This window comes from Pantoea sp. JZ2, assembly GCF_035191405.1.
GTDB lineage: Bacteria > Pseudomonadota > Gammaproteobacteria > Enterobacterales > Enterobacteriaceae > Pantoea > Pantoea stewartii.
The window spans coordinates 1,906,281-1,926,832 of record NZ_CP045247.1 but is presented as its reverse complement, the minus strand read 5'-3'; the positions used below and the strand labels follow the sequence as shown (position 1 = coordinate 1,926,832).

The following is a 20,552-nucleotide window of genomic DNA, read 5'->3' as shown; positions in this document are numbered from 1 at the left end:
TGCGTGTTTAGCGCGGCGAAACGGTGAAGATACCGTAATCACAGCCCTCTTCCGCCGCACTCTGCGTCTGCACCGCCTGCGTTCTTACGCTGTAGCCCAGGCTTTCGGCGATCTGGTCCATGGCACCGGCAAACCAGCCGGTAAACATGTAGTCCACCTTACGGTTCACTTTGCCGTACTGATACACAAACGCGGAGTGATCGAGCCGGATGCGCGCGGTCCCCTGCTTCAGGTCCAGCGACTCGGTGGTAAAAAAGCCCCAGCCGCGCTGAGAAAGGCGTTTCATGTAGTGTTCAAACACCGCCTCACCCGAAAAACCGTGCAGTTCGGCCTCTTTCTGACACCAGTGCCAGGCGGATTTATAGCCCGCTTTGTAGAGGATCGCGGCATAGCGTTCTGCACCAATTTCCTCTTCGATGCCCATATGGTTATTCACAAAAAAGTGGCGCGGTACGTACAACATCGGTAACGCATCGGTGGTCCAGACGCCGGTTTCATCATCGACGCTGATAGGCATTTCAGGCGCATGTGCCATGGTTTAACCTCACGTGTTCACAGGAATGGGTAACGGATTTACTCGTTCCAGACATTGGCCAGCAGATTGAGCCAGTTTTCGCCCATAAATTTACGCACCTGCTTTTCGGTGAAGCCGTGACGTAACAAGGCGGCGGTTAAATTCGGGAATTCGCCCAAAGTACGAATGCCCTCCGGGTTGATGATCTTGCCGAAGTCCGTTAACTGGCGGGCGTAGCCTTTGTCGTGAGTCAGCCATTCGAAAAATGCCTGGCCATGTCCCTGGGTGAAATCGGTGCCAATGCCGATTTGGTCTTCCCCGACCCGGTTAAAGATGTAGTCGATGGCTTCGACATAATCCTCGATGGTGGAGTGAATACCGTTCTTTAAAAACGGGGTAAACATGGTGACGCCAACAAAGCCGCCGTGATCGGCAATAAACTTCAACTCTTCATCCGATTTATTGCGCGGGTGATCTTTCAGACCTGACGGCAGGCAGTGTGAGTAGCACACCGGTTTTTTCGAGGCGAGGATCACCTCTTTCGAGGTTTGCGCGCCGACGTGCGACAGGTCGCACAGCATGCCGACGCGGTTCATTTCCGCCACGACTTCATGGCCGTAGCCCGAGAGGCCGCCGTCACGCTCATAGCAGCCGGTACCGACCAGGTTCTGCGTGTTATAGGCCATCTGCACCACACCGACACCCAGTTCTTTAAACACCTGGATATAGCCAAGCTGGTCTTCAAACGCATGGGCGTTCTGGAAGCCCAGCAGAATCCCGGTTTTGCCTTCGTCCTTAGCGCGGCGGATATCGCGCGTCGTGGTGACTTTGGTGACCAGATCGGCGTTTTGCGCAATCAGGTGATTCATCTCGACGATGTTATTCACCGTGCTCTGGAAGCCCTCCCACACGGATACCGTGCAGTTGGCCGCGGTGAGTCCGCCGCGGCGCATATCTTCAAACAGCGCTCTGTCCCACTTCGCAATGACCAACCCATCAATGACAATCGCAGAATCATGCAATTCAGTCGCGTTCATATCTTCCTCTCTGGTTTACGTCATAACCGGATGCGGCCTGATGAAAACAGAATAGGGTTTACGCGCGGGCAGAATTGTTCTGAAAACGTCACTTGCCTGACCGCTGGCGCAGTTCAGGGCACAGAAAAACGGCAATATGTTGCGGGACCCGAAGCAAAAAACAGCCCCGAAAGGCTGTTTTTTGCTGACGCAGTGGGGTAAGACAGGCGTCAGAGATTGCCCGGCAGCGTGACGGAGCCAAAGGTGGGTTCAAACCGCGCTTCGTTCAGAATACGCAGGGAGGTGGAGACGGTGCTTTCCTGCTGCCAGTTAGTCAGCCCGGGCAGGTCGGCCATAAAAAACTGCGTCAGCGTTTTGCCGCTTCCCTGGCTGTGAACGCCGCGCCGCTCTTCACGCGGCGGCACGCCAAGGTGTTCGCGATAGCATTTACTGAAGTGCGGCGTGGAAACAAAACCGCAGGCCAGCGCAATTTCAATAATCGACATGGAGGTTTGTTTTAATAACTGACGGGCGCGGAACAGACGCAGCTTTAAGTAGTAACGTGAGGGCGAACAGTGCAGATATTTCTGGAACAGCCGTTCCAGCTGTCGCCGGGACAGGCCCACGTATCCGGCCAGTTCATCCAGATCGATGGCCTCTTCGATATTGGCCTCCATCAGGGAAACGGCTTCGACCAGGCTGGGCTGGGCGGTGCCGAGTACATGGCGCAGGGGAATACGCTGGTAGTCGGACTCGTTGCGGACCCGGTCGCAGATAAACATCTCTGAAATGGCGGCGGTGAGCTGATGGCCAAAATGCCGTTGAATCATCGTCAGCATCATATCCATCGGTACAGTACCGCCACTGCTGGTCATGCGATCCTGCTCAATCACAAACAGCTGATTGGTGCAGATCACGCGGGGATAGGCTTCCTGCATGGAGGCTATGCATTCCCAGTGGGCGCTGCAGTGATAGCCATCCAGCAGCCCCGCTTCCGCCAGCAGGTACGGGCCGGTACAGATGCCACCAATCAGGATCTTACGGCGCGCCAGACTTTGCAGCCAGCCAATCTGTCGACTGGAATAGCTGCGGGTAATGTTGACACCGCCGACCACAATCATGACATCCAGTGCCGGCACGTTCGCCATCGAATGGTCGGGTGTAATGGCAATCCCGTCACTGGCGACAACGGGCGCGCCCTCTTCACTGACGGTATACCAGCTGTACAGCTCCTTGCCGCTCAGCTGGTTCGCCATGCGTAAGGGTTCAACGGCGGTTGCCAGCGCGATCATGGTGAAGTTATTCACCAGCAAAAAGCCTACGCTGCGCGTTTTATTTTCAGTAGAGGAACGTTTATGAATTGCGTCTGTATCGAACATGTGCGCTGACCTCTATTAGGCTTAACAGGAACATCACCCAGGGGTATTTCACCCAACTGCTTTCCAACACCTATAGAGTAAGCAACAGCCATGCCATTCGTCACCAGGTCGCAAGACGCAAAAATGACACATAGTTAACATAAGCGAAACAAATGTTTGTTCAGCTTCACAGATTTGATCATTGCTGCCCTTTCAACGCAGGCAGGCTTCATAACGGTGCACTCGCTGAACCGTTTTAGTCATATGACGGTTTTATTGCACTGTTTTGTGACGTGTTTTTCTGGCTGTTTTTTATTCGAACCCATAAGCACAAGTAACCAAAAACCAACACATCGTTAACATTCAATCGCGTTGACCGCCAGCCCGCCGCGCGAGGTTTCCTTGTATTTATCCTGCATATCCCGTCCGGTGTCGCGCATGGTGCGAATCACTTTATCCAGCGAAATAAAGTGCTGACCGTCGCCGCGCAGCGCCATCTGTGCCGCGTTTATCGCTTTCATTGCCGCAATGGCATTGCGTTCGATGCACGGCACCTGCACCAGCCCGCCAACCGGATCGCAGGTCAGACCGAGATTATGCTCCAGCGCAATCTCGGCGGCGTTTTCGACCTGCTCGGGTGTGCCACCCAGCACCTCGGTCAGGCCGGCTGCTGCCATAGCACAGGCGGACCCCACCTCACCCTGGCAGCCGACTTCGGCCCCCGAAATGGAAGCATTTTTCTTGCACAGTGCGCCGATCGCCGCCGCCGCGAGCAGAAAATCGACCACATCGTCTTCGCGCGCCTGGGGTTCAAACTTCATGTAGTACATCAGTACCGCCGGGATAATACCTGCCGCCCCGTTCGTGGGCGCGGTAACCATACGCCCGCCTGCCGCATTCTCCTCATTGACCGCCAGCGCATAGAGGTTGATCCAGTCCATCGCCGACAGGGTTGAACTGATCACATTTTCCGCTGAGGCGCGGCACAGCGATCGGTAGAGCATGGGCGCTCGTCGGCGCACGTTAAGCCCTCCCGGCAGGATGCCTTCATTTTCCAGACCATTGGCAATGCACTGCTGCATCACCTGCCAGATCTGCGCCAGACCGGTCCGAATCCCGGCCTCCGTGCGCCAGACTTTTTCATTCTCCAGCATCAGTGCACTGATGCGTAACTGCCGGTCCGCACAGTGTGCCAGCAAAGCGGCGCCGCTGTTAAAGTCGTAGGGCAGCGTGCACTGTGGCACCCGATGTGCCGACGCCAGCGCCTCATCCTCATCCAGCACAAATCCGCCCCCAATGGAGTAATACACGGTCGAACGGCTTTGCCCGTTGCGGTAAAACGCGCTCAGACGCATCGCGTTCGGATGGTAAGCGAGCACATCATCGACAAACAGCAGGTCCTCATGGCTGTCGAACGCAATGTTTTCTCCCCAGGGCAGCGTGAGGGAGCCGGTTTCATCAATCGCCTGTATCGTGCTGTTGATCGTAGCGGGATCGACGGTATCGGGTGAGGCGCCCATCAGCCCCATCAGTACCGCTTTATCCGTACTGTGCCCGCGCCCGGTGGCGCTGAGCGAACCAAACAGTTCGACTTTGATGCGGTAAATCATCCCACGATCCTCACGGTGACCGAGCGGTTCGACAAAGCGTTGTGCCGCGCGCATAGGGCCAACGGTATGTGAACTGGAGGGACCAATTCCGACTTTGAACAGATCGAAGACACTGATACTCATGTTGCGCTCCCGGGCTTATGCCTGCCGTTGAGTGAATGACAGCCGCATTATCTGCGCGGATGAAAAACAAGAGATGCCGGATAACGACGTATTTGGCGATGAATTCGCCATGTTTTGCCCTTTCTGCCGTTCCTCACCGTTCAATGTGTCCGCCTTGCGTGGGTATGTCGCAAATTGACATCGCCGGGGCGCTACCAAACATTCCGGCATCGGTGACGCTGGTTATTATCCCTCCCACATTCACTCTACCGCTGCCCTGAACGGTTCAGGCCCAAAGCAGGCGCTGCGTGGTTATCCGGGCAAGGAGAAAAGCATGTTTGCGAAGCGCGACGATATTCAAAGCTTTGACAGTGAACTGTGGCAGGCCATTGAACAGGAAGCGGTGCGTCAGGAAGAGCATATTGAGCTTATCGCCTCCGAGAATTACACCAGCCCGCGCGTGATGCAGGCTCAGGGTACGGTACTGACCAATAAATATGCAGAAGGCTATCCGGGGAAGCGCTACTACGGCGGCTGTGAATATGTCGACGTAGTCGAAAAACTGGCAACAGAACGTGCCTGTGCGCTGTTTGGTGCCGATTACGCTAACGTGCAGCCCCATTCGGGCTCGCAGGCGAATGCGGCGGTCTATATGGCGTTGTGCCAGCCGGGCGACACCATTCTGGGCATGAGCCTGGCGCACGGCGGTCATCTGACGCACGGCGCCCATGTCAGCTTCTCCGGCAAAATTTACCGTGCCGTGCAGTACGGCCTGAATGAAGCCAGCGGCGAAATTGATTATGAACAGGTCGAAGCGCTGGCGCTGGAACATCGGCCGAAAATGATCGTCGCCGGTTTCTCGGCCTACTCACGCGTCGTGGACTGGGCGCGCTTCCGCGCCATTGCCGATAAGGTCGGTGCCTGGCTGTTTGTCGACATGGCGCATGTGGCGGGCCTGGTCGCGGCGGGCCTTTATCCCACTCCACTGCCCTATGCCGATGTGGTCACTACCACCACGCATAAAACCCTGCGCGGTCCGCGCGGCGGCCTGATTCTGGCAAAAACCAACCCCGAGCTGGAGAAAAAGCTCAACGCTGCCGTGTTTCCGGGCGGCCAGGGCGGTCCGTTGATGCATGTGATCGCCGCCAAAGCCGTCGCCTTTAAAGAGGCCATGCAGCCTGACTATACCGACTACCAGCGTCGCGTGGTCAACAATGCCCGCGCGATGGCCGACGTGTTTATGACGCGTGGCTACGATGTGGTCTCAGGCGGCACCGACAACCACCTGTTTTTACTCAGCCTGATTAAACAGGGGCTGACCGGTAAAGCGGCCGATGCGGCGCTGGGACGCGCCAACATTACCGTCAACAAAAATGCCGTTCCCGGCGATCCACAATCCCCGTTTGTGACCTCCGGTCTGCGCATTGGCGCGCCGGTTGTTACCACGCGCGGCTTCAGCGAAGCGCACTGTCGCATGCTGGCCGGCTGGATTGCCGACATCCTGGATGTGATGAACAACGCCGACATGCTGGAGACGAAGATTGCTCAGGTGAAGCAGCAGGTGCTGTCCCTGTGCGCGGACTTCCCGGTTTACCGTTAGGCCAGGCGGCCACCGGCTTCGGTCGGCGGCGCGGTTTTATCGTCTGTCAATTCGCCCACGCGCGAGAGTTACTGGAGTAGAAATGATGCAACGCTATTCAGGATTTGGCCTGCTCAGGCACAGTCTGAGCTATCACGAGAACTGGCAGAAAGTCTGGCGCAACCCCACCCCGCAGAAACGCTACGACGTTATTATCATCGGCGGCGGGGGGCACGGTCTGGCTACCGCCTACTATCTGGCGAAAGAGCACGGCATCACCAACGTGGCGGTGCTGGAAAAAGGCCATCTTGGCGGCGGCAACATCTGCCGTAACACAACGATTGTCCGCTCCAACTACCTGTGGGATGAATCCGCAGCGCTGTATGAGCACGCCATGAAATTATGGGAAGGCCTGTCACAAGAGCTGAACTACAACCAGATGTTCTCTCAGCGTGGGGTTTATCACACCTGCCATACGTTGCAGGACCTGCGCACCAATGAACGACTGGCGAATGCCAATCGCCTGCAGGGCATCGACAACGAGATGGTTTACGGCGACCAGTTACAGAAAGAGATCCCCGCACTGGACTGCAGCAAAGATGCGCGCTATCCGGTACTGGGCGCGTCGGTGCAGCGGCGCGGGGGCAATGCCCGTCACGATGCGGTGGCCTGGGGTTATGCCCGTGCGGCGGACAGCCTGGGCGTCGATCTGATTCAGAACTGCGAGGTCATTGATATGGAAATCAGTGACGGCAAAATCACCGGCGTCAAAACCCGCCACCACGGCGTAATTAAAGCGGATCGTGTGGGGTGCGTCACCGCCGGTAACTCTGGCGTGATGGCCAAAATGGCCGGCTTTGAGTTGCCGGTTGAATCCCATCCGCTTCAGGCGCTGGTCTCCGAGCCGATCAAGCCCTTCCTGGATACCGTCGTCATGTCCAACCATGTGCATGGCTATATGAGTCAGTCAGATAAAGGTGATCTGGTCATCGGCGCAGGTATTGATGGCTGGGTCGGCTATGGTCAGCGCGGCTCCTACAGCGTCATCGAACACACCATTCAGGCGATTGTTGAGCTGTTTCCGTGCACCAGCCGTGTCCGCATGAACCGTCAGTGGGGCGGCATTGTCGACACCTGCCCGGATGCCAGCCCGATTCTCTCGTCCACCCCGGTGCGCAACCTGTTCTTTAACTGCGGCTGGGGCACCGGTGGCTTTAAGGCTACGCCTGGCTCCGGCAACCTTTTTGCCCATCAGTTAGCGCACGGCACGCCGCACCCGATTGCCGAACCCTTCGCCCTGTCCCGGTTTTATACTGGTGCGCTGGTCGATGAACATGGCGCCGCAGGCGTAGCCCACTAAGGAGTGACAACATGCTGCACATTTACTGTCCTCACTGTGGTGAGTATCGCGAAGAAGAAGAGTTTCATCCCCGTGGCCAGGCGCATATCGCGCGGCCTGCTAACCCGGATCAGTGCAGTGATGAAGCGTGGGGAACCTTTCTCTATTTCCGTAAAAACCCGCGCGGATTACATCACGAACTTTGGGTGCACAGCGCGGGATGCCGCAAATTCTTTAATCTGGTACGTGATACCCAGACTTATGAGATCAAACAGGTTTACACACTCAACGAACAGCCTGAATCCCGTGAACACGCGTAAGGAGCGGAGCGCATGAGCCAGAAGAATCGCCTGCCGTCCGGCGGCAGAATTAACCGTTCCAGTACGCTGACTTTTACGTGGAATGGCAAGCCGTATCAGGGCTATGAAGGCGATACCGTCGCCTCCGCCCTGCTCGCCAACGGCATTGATATTGTCGGTCGCAGTTTTAAATACAGCCGTCCACGCGGCATTGTCGCCGCCGGCGCTGAAGAGCCGAACGCAGTGCTACAGCTTGGCGCGACAGAAGCCACGCAGGTGCCAAACGTGCGCGCTACCCAGCAGGCCCTTTATGACGGCCTGGTCTGTTCGGCCACCAACGGCTGGCCGTCTGTCGAATCCGACCTGATGAGTCTGGTAGGCAACCTTGGCGGCAAAGTGATGCCGCCGGGGTTTTACTACAAAACCTTTATGTATCCGCAATCGATGTGGCCGACCTATGAGAAATTCATCCGCAAAGCCGCCGGTCTGGGTCGCGCGCCACGCGAGAAAGATCCCGATATCTATGACGCCATGAACCAGCATTGCGATCTCATGGTTGTGGGCGGCGGGCCTGCGGGCCTGATGGCGGCACTCGCCGCCGGTCGCAGCGGCGCCCGCGTCATCCTGGCGGATGAGCAGGATGAATTCGGTGGCCATCTGCTTGCCAGCCGGGAACAGATTGACGGCAAACCGGCGATGGAATGGGTCAACAAGGTGGTGGCGGAACTGGCGACGATGCCGGAGGTGACGCTGCTGACGCGCGCCACGGTGAATGGCTATCACGACCATAACTTTCTTACCGTTAACGAGAACCGAACCGACTACAAAGGCGATCGCGCTGCGGCGGCACAGGTTCGCCAGCGTATGCACCGCGTCCGGGCACACTGGGTCGTGCTGGCCACCGGTGCCCAGGAGCGACCGCTGGTGTTTAGCCATAACGATGTACCGGGCTGCATGATCCCTTCTGCCATCTCCACCTACATCAACCGCTATGGCGTGGTGCCTGGGCACCAACTGGTGCTGATGACCACCAATGACAGCGCTTACCGAACCGCGCTCGACTGGGCTGATGCGGGACGCGAGGTGGTCGCCGTGGTAGATACCCGAACCGTGACCAAAGGTGAACTGGCCGCCGCTGTTCGTGGCCGCGGTATTCGAATCATCACCGGCAGTGCCGTTATTGAAGTAAAGGGCAAAAAGCGCGTCAGCGGCGTCACGATTGCCGCCCTGGATAAAAAAGGTGAGGCGATCGCCGGCAAGCCCTTTTCCCTCACCTGCGACACCGTAGCCAGCTCTGGGGGCTGGAGCCCGGTCATTCATCTGGCGGGCCATACCGGCAGCCGTCCGGTCTGGAACACGGACGTGACGGGTTTCCTGCCCGGGCCGACACATCAGAAGCAGTTGACGGCAGGCGGCATCAACGGGCGCTATGCGCTTGATAACGTGCTGCAGGAAGGCATCAATGCCGGACAGGACGCTGCGCTGAAGCTGGGCCTGACGCCGGTCGAGGTCGCCCTGCCCGACGTGAAAAAGTGGCTGGAATATCCGCCCGCCGCCCTGTTCCATATTCCGCACATCAAACCGATCAGCCGCGCACCCAAGCAGTTTGTGGATTTGCAGAATGACGTTACGGCCGCCGGTATCGCTCTGGCAACGCGGGAAGGGTTTGAAGCGATTGAGCACATTAAACGCTATACGGCAATGGGGTTTGGTACCGATCAGGGAAAGCTGGGCAATATCAACGGCATGGCGATTGCCGCCAAAGTGATGGGCAAGAGCATCCCCGAGACCGGGACCACGGTATTTCGTCCGAACTATACGCCGATCGCCTTTGGCGCTATCGCGGGGCGTAACTGTGGTGAACTGTTTGAACCCAAACGCTTCACCGCCATGCACCCGTGGCATGTCAGGCAAGGTGCGATGTTCGAGGATGTCGGCCAGTGGAAGCGCCCCTGGTACTACCCGCGTGCCGGCGAAACGATGCAACAGACGCTGGATCGCGAATGTCGTGCGGTGCGCAATGGCGTGGGTATTCTGGATGCGTCCACGCTGGGCAAAATTGATATTCAGGGCAAAGATGCCCGTGAGTTTATCAGCCGTGTTTATACCAACGCCTGGGCCAAACTGGGCGTCGGCAAATGCCGTTACGGTCTGATGTGCGGCGAAAGCGGCATGGTGTTCGACGATGGCGTGACGTCATGCCTGGCGGAAAACCACTTCCTGATGACCACCACCACCGGCGGCGCGGCACACGTCATGGAATGGCTGGAGCTGTACCATCAGACCGAATGGCCGGAGCTGGAAGTGTTCTTTACCAGCGTGACCGATCACTGGGCCACGATGACCGTATCCGGCCCCGACAGCCGCAATTTACTGGCTGAACTGTGCAGCGACGTCTCGCTGGACAAAGAGACCTTTAAGTTTATGGACTGGCAGGAAGGCAAGATAGCGGGCGTACCGGCACGACTCTTCCGTATCTCCTTTACCGGTGAGCTGTCGTTTGAGATCAACGTACAGGCCAATTACGGCCTGTACGTCTGGGAGAAACTCTTTGCGCACGGCGCAAAATACGATCTGACGCCTTACGGCACCGAAACCATGCATATCCTGCGCGCCGAGAAGGGATTCATCATTGCCGGTCAGGACACCGACGGCTCGGTGACGCCGCACGATCTCAATATGAGCTGGTGCGTCGCGGACACAAAACCGTTCAGCTATATCGGCAAACGCGGCATGGCGCGGGCTGACTGCGTACGTGACCAGCGCAAACAGCTGGTCGGGCTGAAAACACGCGATCCTATGATCGTCTTGCCGGAAGGCGCGCAGGCGGTGGCCGATCCTGCTCAGCCTGTCCCGATGGATATCCTGGGCCACATCAGCTCCAGCTACTGGAGCGCTAACCTGAATCGCAGCATCGCCATGGGCTTTATCAAAGGCGGGCTGTCTCGCATGGGCGAAACCGTATTCTACCCGCTGGCCGATGGCCGGGTGGTCGAAGCGGAAATCTGCAGCACGATCTTTATCGATCCGAAAGGAGAACGTCAACATGTCTGAAACCCTCTTACCTGAAACCAAACCGGCAAAGACTGTCAGACAGGTGGCGGTCATGGATCAGTGTGCGCCTGCGCAGGTACGCGCCGAATCCCCTTTGCATCACGTCGGGCTGGACAAGCTGGCGGCCAGCCATGCGCAGCCCGGTGGCGTTCAGCTGCGCGAACAGGCGCTGCTGGGCCATCTGGTGCTGCGCGGTTCACAGCAGAACCGGAGTTTTATGCGGGGTTGCCTGACGGTGCTGGGTGTAGCGCTGCCCACCGTCCCCCTTACCTCCTGTGAAGAGGGCGACATTTCTGTGCGCTGGCTGAGTCCCGACGAATGGCTGGTGGTTCTGCCAATGGATCAGCTGTTTCCGGTGGAAAAAGCGTTGCGCGCAGAGATTGACGGTCACTACTCCGTGGTCAACGTCAGCGGCGGACAGACGATACTGACGCTCTCCGGCAAACATGCCATTGATGTGCTGAAGAAAAGCACGGTGTTGGATCTTCATCCCCGTGCGTTCCCGGTGGGCAAAGTCGCAGGTTCGGTATTTGCTAAAAGCAGCGCACTGATCCGCCGGACCGGCGAAGACCGCTGGGAACTGGTCGTCCGTCGTAGCTTCGCCGACTACATCTGGCTGTGGTTACAGGATGCCAGTCGTGAATATGGCCTGACCATTACGAAGTAATGCCCTGTTGTGCCGGCCGGACGCGTTTCCGACGGCACGCGTTTCTCTTCTTCACAGGAGCTGCCCATGAGCGCGCTGCCCGATTCATGGATTTTTACCGCCAGTTGCCCGAGTAAACTGGGTACCGTGGATGTTGTGACCCGATTCATGGCAGAGTCCGGTCACTACATCAATGAAATACACTCTTTTGATGACAGGGTCAGTCACCGTTTTTTTATTCGCGTTGCCTTTTCACCCGCCTCCCCCTTCAGTACCGACCTTTTTCGGGATAATTTCACGCCGCGCGTGATGCCCTTTGAAATGCACTGGCAACTCACGCCGCCGCAGCATCGCGAACGCGTCGCTATTCTGGTGTCTAAATTCGATCACTGTCTTAACGATCTGTTATTTCGTCACCGCACCGGCCAGCTCAATATTGATGTCCCGCTGATCATTTCTAACCATCCCGATCTCTGTTCCCTGGCCGAATGGCACGGTATTCCTTATTACCATCTGCCGGTAAATAACGCGAACCGCGCCGAACAGGAAGCCCGCATTATGGCGCTGCTGGCGCAGCATCATATCGACCTGGTAGTGCTGGCCCGTTATATGCAGGTCCTGTCACCTGCCATGTGCGAAAAACTCGACGGAAAAGCCATCAATATTCATCACTCCCTGCTGCCGGGCTTTAAAGGCGCGCGCCCTTACCATCAGGCCTGGGAAAAAGGGGTAAAAATGGTCGGCGCCACTGCCCACTATGTGAATAACGATCTGGATGAAGGGCCGATTATTACCCAGGGCATTCAGAGCGTCGATCACGCCCTTTATCCGGATGACCTGATTAGTCGTGGACAGGATATTGAGCGGGTAACGTTATTTAATGCCGTGCGTTATCACGTCGAAAAACGGGTGTTTTTAAGCGGAAAACGTACGGTGGTGTTCAGCTGAATGAAAGGAAAGGCGACTGATAGCCGCACTCTTGCACCACAGGAAAACAGGGATTGTCAGGGATGAGCGAAACGATGTCCGTTAACTAAAACAGAGCCAGCCCGGCGTGCTGAGGATGGCATTAACAACAACGAACAAATCGCGAGGAAATGATTATGGCAGACGCCAGAGATCCCATGCTGCCTGACGGGGACGTCGCACCTTATGATACTGATTATCAGGTGGGGCAGGACAATATCGTGGTAAATGTTGGCTCCTTCGGTCTGGATATTCACAACCGGGTATTTGTTCTCTCCGGGATGATCATTATTGCCTTTATCGTTTTAACGCTCGTCTTTCAAAGTGATGTGGCACCGCTGTTTAAAGGAATGCTGAACTGGCTGACCACCCGACTCGACTGGTTCTTTATCAGTGCCGGAAATATTTTTGTTCTTCTCTGTCTCGGCCTGATTATTTCCCCCCTCGGTAAAGTGCGCCTCGGCGGCACGCTGGCCCGCCCTGACTACAATTACGTGACCTGGTTCTCCATGCTGTTTGCCGCCGGAATGGGCATTGGCCTGATGTTTTATGGCGTTTCCGAGCCTTTGTCGCACTTCTCCAGCTCAATGGGTGGCACCGTCGTGGAAAACGGTGTACGTACCGACTGGGCTCCCCTGAATGGTGCAGTTGGCGCGGCCGACAATGCGCAGCAGCTGGCGATGGCCGCCACGATTTTTCACTGGGCGCTGCATCCCTGGGCCATTTACGCCTTTCTGGCATTAGGTCTGGCGCTGTTCTCTTTCAATAAAGGTTTACCGCTGACGATCCGCTCGCTGTTTTATCCGCTGCTGGGCGACGCGGTGTGGGGCTGGCCGGGACACATCATTGATATCCTGGCTGTACTGGCGACGCTGTTTGGTCTGGCAACCTCGCTGGGGCTGGGCGCTTCCCAGGCGGCGTCCGGCCTGAATTTTCTGTTTGATGTGCCATTAGGACAAACTACGCAGATTGTCCTGGTGATCGTCATCACCGCGATTGCCACCTTTTCGGTGGTGGCCGGGCTGGATGTCGGCGTACGGCGGTTATCTGAAGCCAACATGATTCTGGCTGGGTTACTGCTGCTGTTTATCATTGTGGTCGGCCCTACCCTGATTTTGTTTAGCGGTTTTTTCTCAAACCTGGCTTCCTATCTTGCGTTTTTGCCCGCCCTGTCGAATCCGGTTGCCCGCCCTGACAGCAATTTTGCCGCAGGCTGGACCTCGTTTTACTGGGCATGGTGGATCTCATGGTCACCCTTTGTCGGGATGTTCATTGCACGCATCTCGCGTGGTCGCACGGTGCGTGAATTCATGATCTCGGTACTGCTGGTGCCGTCACTGGCCTGCGTGCTGTGGATGACGGTGCTGGGCGGCACCACCATTCATCAGTATTTCACCGAAGGCTATCAGAGCATTGCCGATGCTGTTCTGCCGCTGCAGTTATTCACCATGCTGGATACGTTGCCGCTGGCAAAAATCACCTGCGTGGTGGCGATTATTCTGGTGGTGGTGTTTTTTGTGACGTCGGCGGATTCGGGCACGCTGGTCATCGATATTATTGCTTCCGGTGGCAAGATCGACTCTCCCACTTCACAACGCGTGTTCTGGTGCGTGTTTGAAGGGCTGGTTGCGATAACGTTGATCCTCGGCGGTGGGCTGGATGCACTACAGGCGATGGTGGTCTCGACCGGGCTGCCGTTCGCACTGGTCTTGCTGATCGCCTCAGTCGCGGTGGTGAAAGGACTGATGTCAGAACCGCGGCTGGCACGTTCTGCCCCTGCGGTGCGTAATCAGTAAGTCAGCGTTGAGCGGACCGCGCAGGTCAGGCTGTCCGCTGTGGCAGAAAAGGAGGTCACCGTGCAGTCAGCCCATCAGGAAATTATCGACTTCATTCAGCGCTATCCGCCGTTTGACACCTTACCGCTCACGGCGCTGGCGCGCATCGCCGCGCACATTGAGGTCAGCTATTTCAAAGCCGGAACGCCTGTTCTCACCTTTGGCCAGCCTGTCGATGCCTGGTATGTGATTCGCAGCGGCGCGGTGGAAATCTACCGACGCAATGGCGATCTGTATAACCGACTGACGGCCGGGGGCTATTTTGGCGAATTTGGTTTGTTGCGCGAAAACAGCGTACGCTTTCCGGTGACCGCGCTGGAAGATACGCTGACTTACCTGATCCCGGCCCCGATTTTTAATGCGCTGTTTCGCAAATACGAGGAATTTGCCGATTTAGTGGAAGTGGAGGACCGCACCCGTCTCCGGCAAACCGTGGCGCGCACAGAAGAGGCTAACGGCCTGATGGCCTCCCGCATTGAGGCGCTGATTAGCCGACCGCCCGTTACCCTCGACAGCCGGGCCACGGTGCGCGACGCCGCGGTGAAAATGAGTAAAGAGGATGTCTCCTCGCTGTTGATCGTGACGCCGATGGCAGAAGTTAACCCCGCCGTCAGGCCGGCGCTGACCGGCATCGTGACGGATAAAGACCTGCGTGAGCGGGTCATCGCGGGTGGACTCGGGTTTGAGACACCGGTGAAGGCGATCATGACCGCACCGCTGAACCATGTGGAACATTATCAGCTGGTGTCTGAAGCGATGCTGACCATGATGCAGCACAATATTCATCATCTGCCGGTGATGAAAAACGGCTGTCCTGTCGGCGTGATTTCACAATCGGACATTATCCGCTACGAATCGCAAAACAGCCTGTTTATCGTCAGCCGTATTTTTCACTGCCAGCGCCCGGACGAACTGAGCGCCCTGAAAAACGAGGTGCGTGCCTGTTTCAGCCGCATCGTACGTGAAGATGCCAACTCGCAGATGACTGGCCGCGCCATGGCGGTCATTGGTCGCAGTTTCACGCAGCGCCTGCTGGCGCTGGCCGAGGCGGAACTGGGGCCGCCGCCGGTCCCCTACTGCTTTATTACCCTGGGTTCGATGGCCCGCCAGGAGCAACTGCTCGTCACCGATCAGGATAATGCCCTGATCCTGGATAACCGTTATGACCCACTGCGCCATGCGCCCTATTTTATGGCGCTGACCCGGCGCGTGAGTGACGGGCTGGACGCCTGCGGCTATCGCTACTGCAAGGGAAATATCATGGCGACAAACAGCCGCTGGTGTCAGCCGCTCTCCGTCTGGGAACGCTATTTTGATGAGTGGATCGATTCGCCCTCACCGCAATCGCTGCTGGACAGCGCGATTTTCTTCGACCTGGACGCCGTCTGGGGCCTGGTGGAATGGGGAGAACAGCTTAACCAGCGTATCAGACACAAAGCGCGGCACAACGCCCGTTTTCTCGCCTGTCTGGCGCGCAATGCCTTGCTGCGAAAGCCGCCGCTGGGGTTCTTTAAAAACTTTGTGATGGAGCCCTCCGGCCAGCATACGCAATCCATTGATATGAAACGGCGCGGAACGGCCCCGCTGGCCGATCTGATTCGTGTGCATGCGCTGGCGGCGGGCGCAACGGCGCATAACTCCTTTGATCGGCTGCAGACGATTATGCAGGCCGACATTTTGCCCCACGGACGCGGTCAGGATCTGCGGGATGCGCTGGAGTTTATTTCGATGGTGCGCATCCGCCACCAGGCGCAGGATGTGGAGAACGGCCAGGAACCGGACAACCGGATTGAACCGCTTAATCTGTCTGACTTTGAGCGCAAGAATCTGAAGGATGCCTTTCAGATCCTCAGCAATGCGCAAAAATTTTTAAAATATCGCTATCAGCCAGGGCGGAGCGTTTAATGCTGCATATCAATAAAGCATTGCTGTCGCCCTGTGTTCGCGCCCGCCAGGACAGCGTGCTGCCGCAGGACTGGCCCGCCGTCCTCGCCAGACGGGCCAGGGAAACGCGCCATGCCGCGCTGAAAAACTACTACTTGTCTGGCATGCCGTCACCCGATACACCGTTGTCCGACGTTCCCTTACTGGCGATGGATTTTGAAACCACCGGCCTGAATCCTCAGCATGATGATATTGTCAGTATCGGTTTACTGCCGATGAGCCTGTCGCGCATCCGTATCCAGGGCAGCCAGCACTGGATACTGAATCCGCGTGCCGACCTGCGAACAGAGTCGGTGGTTATTCACGGCATCACACATTCCGCAATTGCCCGCGCCCCGGACCTGAATGTTGTGCTGCTCAGGCTGCTGGCAATGATGGCGGGAAACGTGATGGTGGTCCATCACAAAGGGATCGAACAGCCTTTTCTGGATGCAGCATTTAAAAAGCGCATTGGCGAAGGCATTGTGTTCCCCTGTATCGATACGCTGGCGCTGGAGGCGCGCGTTATTGCGGCACAGCGGCAAAACGGCTGGCGACAGAAATGGTGGCGACCGCGCCCCCGACTGTCGTTGCGCCTGTCTGACTGTCGGGCCCGTTATCATCTGCCGCACTATCCGGCCCACAACGCGCTGACCGATGCGCTGGGCTGCGCCGAACTGTTACAGGCGCAGATTGCGCATCATTTCTCAGCCAGCACGTTGCTTGGCGATCTTGGGTGACCCGTCGGGTCACGCTTTCTCTGACGTGTTGACACCGCAATGGGTGATAAGCACTTCCCCTGCGATGCTGCACAGTCCGTGGCCTACTTCGCGCCGATGCCGGCCCTCGTTATGCGGAGGAATGCTTATGTCGCAGTTTTATGCGCCGCCAGCGAGGCCATCAGAAGTTAACCCGGGCGGGTGCCCGGTTGGTGTTATGCCTCACACCGGCTCCTTGCGGGCGACCGTCCCCACGTGCTTTACCGCACCCTGTTGCCGCGAATGCGGATGTGCGGCGTCATCCTGCAAAGAAATACGTGAGGTTTCGGGCAAGCTCAGTCCGCCCGCCAGCGCCAGCACCGCGACCGCAACAAGATAAAAGGCCGGTGACAGCGTATTGCCTGTGTAGTCAATGAGCCAGGTTGCCACCAGCGGTGCGGTGCCGCCGAAAAGCGTATAGGCCAGATTGTAGGTAATGGCAGAGGCGGTATACCGTGCCCGCGTGGGGAAGACTTCGGAGAGTAACGCGGCCGTCACGACGCCCGAAAACACCGCCCCCGTCGCTAACAGCATATCCCCGAGGATGGCGGCCCAGAGCGGGCCCGAACTGGCCAGCCACCAGGCCGGTAAGACACTTACGATCACCCATCCGCCCGTGACAGCCACTGTCTTTCTTCTGCCTATCCCGTCACAAAGCGCTCCCGCTACCGGACAGAGCCCCGCCGCAAACAGCAGCGCGAGGAAGGAGACCAGCAAGGCCGAGGCCCGACTGAAGTGGCCCTGCAACTGGAGAAAGGTCGAGAAGTAGGTGGTAAACATATAAAACGTCAGCGCGGTTAAGGCGATAAAGGCCCCCAGCCGCAGGATGTTTCCTGTCTGCTGGCGTAACGTGTCAGCAAGTGCCGCATGTGTTCCCGCCTCTTCGCGACGTGCAGCCCGGAAAGCAGGCGTCTCTTCCATACGAATGCGCAGATAAATCCCCACCAGCCCCAGCGGGGCCGCAATCAGAAAAGGAATACGCCAGCCCCACGCGCGCATCTGATCCTGGCCCAGCGCGGCGTCTGACAGAAAAGTGATAACTGCCGCAGCCGCGAAAGCAGAAAACGTCGAGACCGTGATAAAGCTTCCGTACCAGGCGCGTTTACGTGGCGGTGAATGCTCCATCACATAGGCGCAGGCTCCGGCATATTCCCCTCCTGCCGAAAATCCCTGAATACAGCGGGCCAGCGTCAGCAGAATCGGGGCCATGATCCCCAGATGCCTGTCGGTCGGAAGCAGGCCAATCAGCGTGGTCGCGCCCGCCATCATGAGTACCGTCAACGATAAGATACGTTTACGCCCATATTTATCCCCCAGCATACCGAATATCACCCCACCTAATGGCCGCAAGGCAAACGCCACGGCAAACACCAGGAACGTCTGTAATAAGGCGGTCTGCGGAAGTGCCTGTGAAAAAAAGTTTTGGGCAATAATCGTGGCCAGGAAACCATAAACGGCAAAATCAAACCACTCGACAAAATTACCTATAGCGGCAGCGGCGGTTACCTTTCTGAGCGTAGCGGGCGACGCGGGCGTAACAATATTCATTGTCCTGTTCCTTCTACGTAATGATTAACACTCAGCGACCATTGCGGTTGATGATATATTGCGGTCGATATGCCAGAAATAACCGTCAGCGATACGGTAATCCTCTGGCGATAACGATCGCAGGGTATTCAGGCACGATATTCTGACGCGTTATTTCGTAAATGCCGGGTTATTGCAACCCTTAATTAAAACCTGACCGCCTGAAAAAAAATGAAGTCAAAACGCGTGAGCTAATTCATTTTTATCATAGCATTGTCTGACGTGAAATAACGGCATAGGAAAAGCCTATATAATAAGCGACGTTTTCGCCGACAGATAATTACAGGTCGTTTTTAATAAAATCATTTTATTTATTTTCGACAGGATGTCCGGACAGGCTTTATTGCACAATGGCGATCTGTTTTTATTATTTCTGTTGATGTCGCCATTCTGCGTTTTTTCCCGTCCCGATGTCGTTGTCAGATCATTTAACCATCACTGACTTGCTTACACTGCCTTTGCAGACCGGTAAGTACCTCACCCTACATGCATGATACCGCGCTGCCAGACAGACCTCTTAATCAGCCAGACAGGACATTACTATGGGAAACGCTTCCAATAAAGGTGTGGTATATCAGGGGCCCGGTAAGGTTGAAGTGATGGATATTGCCGATCCGAAATTCGTCAGCCCCGCGGGTAAAAAAATCGATCACGCGGTCATCATCAAAGTGCTGTCAACCAATATCTGTGGCTCCGATCAGCACATGGTACGTGGACGCACCACCGCACCGGCGGGCATGGTGCTGGGGCATGAAATTACCGGCGAAATCATTGAAAAAGGCACCGACGTTGAAATGCTTAACGTGGGAGATATTGTCTCTGTCCCCTTCAACGTGGCCTGCGGACGTTGTCGCTGCTGCCGGGAACTGGATACCGGCGTGTGCCTGACGGTTAATCCGGCACGCGCTGGCGGCGCATTCGGCTATGTCGATATGGGCGGCTGGGTTGGCGGACAGGCAAAATATGTCATGGTGCCGTATGCCGATTTTAACCTGTTGAAGTTTCCTGACCGGGATCAGGCGCTGGCAAAAATTCTGGATCTGACCATGCTGTCAGACATTCTGCCGACTGGCTTTCATGGTGCGGTCACGGCGGGCGTGGGCGTCGGTTCGATGACCTATGTCGCGGGCGCGGGCCCGGTTGGCCTGGCCGCGGCAGCCTCAGCGGAAATTCTGGGTTCAGCGGTCGTGATGGTGGGTGACTTCAATCAGGATCGCCTGGCGCATGCAGAAAAAATGGGCTTTGTGCCCGTCGACCTGAGCAAACACGATCGCCTGGGTGAAATGATCGCGGATATCATAGGTGTGCCGGAAGTCGACTCGGCGATTGATGCGGTCGGCTTTGAAGCGCGGGGCCATTCGGGTAAAGAGCAGCCGGCTATTGTCCTGAACAGCATGATGGCTGTCACCCGGGTGGCCGGTAAGATTGGTATTCCGGGACTGTATGTAACAGACGATCCGGGCGCTCAGGAGCAGGCAGCCCGTGAAGGATCCCTGAGCCTGAAGTTTGGCCTGGGCTGGTCAAAGGCGCAAACCCTGCACACCGGACAAACGCCAGTGCTGCGATATAACCGCCAGCTCATGAATGCAATTTTGCATGACCGGTTACCCATCGCGAAAATTGTGAACGCCAAAGTGCTGCCCCTTGAACAGGCGGCCGAGGGTTATGCCAGCTTTGATGCCGGCGTGGCCGCCAAATATGTCCTGGATCCACACGGTTTGCTGGCGTAGGCCTTGTCTGCCCCGATGCCGGGACAGGTCGCGGCATCGGCTTACTGTCTTCTTTCCGCCAGTGGCGCGGTTAACCCGTCGGGTTAATGTCATGGTTTAGACAGGGCGAACCGCGAACACATGCAGCGATCGTCCGGCTGAATCTCAGGCTGGCATACTGCTCAGGGCGTTGCTGGCGGGCAAGCCTGCCAACCCGGTGCCGGCCGATACGTCAGTGCCGACAATATGCGAATCCT

15 protein-coding genes are annotated in these 20,552 nt (G+C 56.9%); 10 read left to right on the top strand and 5 right to left on the bottom strand.

Translation table 11 applies throughout. The annotated features are described in order from the left end of the window. Window positions 1-7: 7 nt before the first annotated feature. The 4 genes from GC087_RS09375 to GC087_RS09360 all read right to left on the bottom strand — a co-directional run bounded on the left by GC087_RS09375 (window position 8) and on the right by GC087_RS09360 (window position 4,621). Window positions 8-535, bottom strand: coding sequence for a DUF5943 domain-containing protein (locus tag GC087_RS09375; RefSeq protein WP_033740376.1), 528 nt, complete (start codon window positions 533-535; stop codon window positions 8-10). 38 nt (window positions 536-573) lie between these two features. Continuing rightward, window positions 574-1,551 (bottom strand): dipeptidase, encoded by a 978-nt coding sequence (locus GC087_RS09370; protein ID WP_033740378.1) that lies wholly within the window; start codon window positions 1,549-1,551, stop codon window positions 574-576. A gap of 209 nt (window positions 1,552-1,760) precedes the next feature. Beyond that, window positions 1,761-2,909 carry a choline metabolism transcriptional regulator GbdR gene (locus tag GC087_RS09365; RefSeq protein ID WP_324030395.1) on the bottom strand — a complete coding sequence of 383 codons (1,149 nt, stop codon included), beginning with the start codon at window positions 2,907-2,909 and terminating at the stop codon, window positions 1,761-1,763. Window positions 2,910-3,244: 335 nt separating this feature from the next. Then, on the bottom strand, window positions 3,245-4,621 hold the full coding sequence (locus GC087_RS09360) for an L-serine ammonia-lyase (protein ID WP_054633517.1): 1,377 nt from the start codon (window positions 4,619-4,621) through the stop codon (window positions 3,245-3,247). Between the two features lie 313 nt (window positions 4,622-4,934). Between GC087_RS09360 and glyA the strand changes: the two genes are divergently transcribed. The 9 genes from glyA (at window position 4,935) to GC087_RS09315 (ending at window position 16,981) form a co-directional block, all read left to right on the top strand. After that, the gene (gene glyA / locus GC087_RS09355) at window positions 4,935-6,200 is read left to right on the top strand and encodes a serine hydroxymethyltransferase (protein WP_324030393.1); all 1,266 of its coding nucleotides are present in this window, start codon (window positions 4,935-4,937) and stop codon (window positions 6,198-6,200) included. An 85-nt stretch (window positions 6,201-6,285) separates the two neighbouring features. Then, window positions 6,286-7,539, top strand: a complete 1,254-nt coding sequence (locus tag GC087_RS09350; RefSeq protein ID WP_033740946.1) for a sarcosine oxidase subunit beta family protein — start codon at window positions 6,286-6,288, stop codon at window positions 7,537-7,539. A gap of 11 nt (window positions 7,540-7,550) precedes the next feature. Next, the gene (locus GC087_RS09345; protein WP_033740381.1) at window positions 7,551-7,838 is read left to right on the top strand and encodes a sarcosine oxidase subunit delta; all 288 of its coding nucleotides are present in this window, start codon (window positions 7,551-7,553) and stop codon (window positions 7,836-7,838) included. Between the two features lie 12 nt (window positions 7,839-7,850). Next, a complete protein-coding gene (locus GC087_RS09340; RefSeq protein WP_324030391.1) occupies window positions 7,851-10,871 on the top strand; it encodes a sarcosine oxidase subunit alpha family protein in 3,021 nt (1,006 codons plus the stop codon). Next, window positions 10,864-11,538, top strand: a complete 675-nt coding sequence (locus tag GC087_RS09335; RefSeq protein WP_033740383.1) for a sarcosine oxidase subunit gamma — start codon at window positions 10,864-10,866, stop codon at window positions 11,536-11,538. Before GC087_RS09340 ends, GC087_RS09335 begins: the two co-directional genes overlap by 8 nt. A gap of 66 nt (window positions 11,539-11,604) precedes the next feature. Then, a complete protein-coding gene (purU, locus tag GC087_RS09330) occupies window positions 11,605-12,465 on the top strand; it encodes a formyltetrahydrofolate deformylase (RefSeq protein ID WP_033740385.1) in 861 nt (286 codons plus the stop codon). A 155-nt stretch (window positions 12,466-12,620) separates the two neighbouring features. After that, complete coding sequence (locus tag GC087_RS09325) at window positions 12,621-14,279, top strand: BCCT family transporter (RefSeq protein ID WP_324030389.1); 1,659 nt, start codon at window positions 12,621-12,623, stop codon at window positions 14,277-14,279. A gap of 60 nt (window positions 14,280-14,339) precedes the next feature. Continuing rightward, complete coding sequence (locus GC087_RS09320; protein WP_324030387.1) at window positions 14,340-16,223, top strand: DUF294 nucleotidyltransferase-like domain-containing protein; 1,884 nt, start codon at window positions 14,340-14,342, stop codon at window positions 16,221-16,223. After that, window positions 16,223-16,981, top strand: coding sequence for a 3'-5' exonuclease (locus tag GC087_RS09315; protein WP_324030386.1), 759 nt, complete (start codon window positions 16,223-16,225; stop codon window positions 16,979-16,981). Before GC087_RS09320 ends, GC087_RS09315 begins: the two co-directional genes overlap by 1 nt. 201 nt (window positions 16,982-17,182) lie before the next feature. Here the strand turns inward: GC087_RS09315 and GC087_RS09310 are convergent, their stop codons facing one another. After that, window positions 17,183-18,547 carry an MFS transporter gene (locus tag GC087_RS09310; RefSeq protein ID WP_033740394.1) on the bottom strand — a complete coding sequence of 455 codons (1,365 nt, stop codon included), beginning with the start codon at window positions 18,545-18,547 and terminating at the stop codon, window positions 17,183-17,185. Window positions 18,548-19,128: 581 nt separating this feature from the next. On the opposite strand from GC087_RS09310, the gene fdhA reads away from it, so the two are divergent. Then, window positions 19,129-20,316 carry a formaldehyde dehydrogenase, glutathione-independent gene (gene fdhA / locus GC087_RS09305; RefSeq protein ID WP_324030384.1) on the top strand — a complete coding sequence of 396 codons (1,188 nt, stop codon included), beginning with the start codon at window positions 19,129-19,131 and terminating at the stop codon, window positions 20,314-20,316. The last annotated feature ends 236 nt before the right edge of the window (window positions 20,317-20,552 follow it).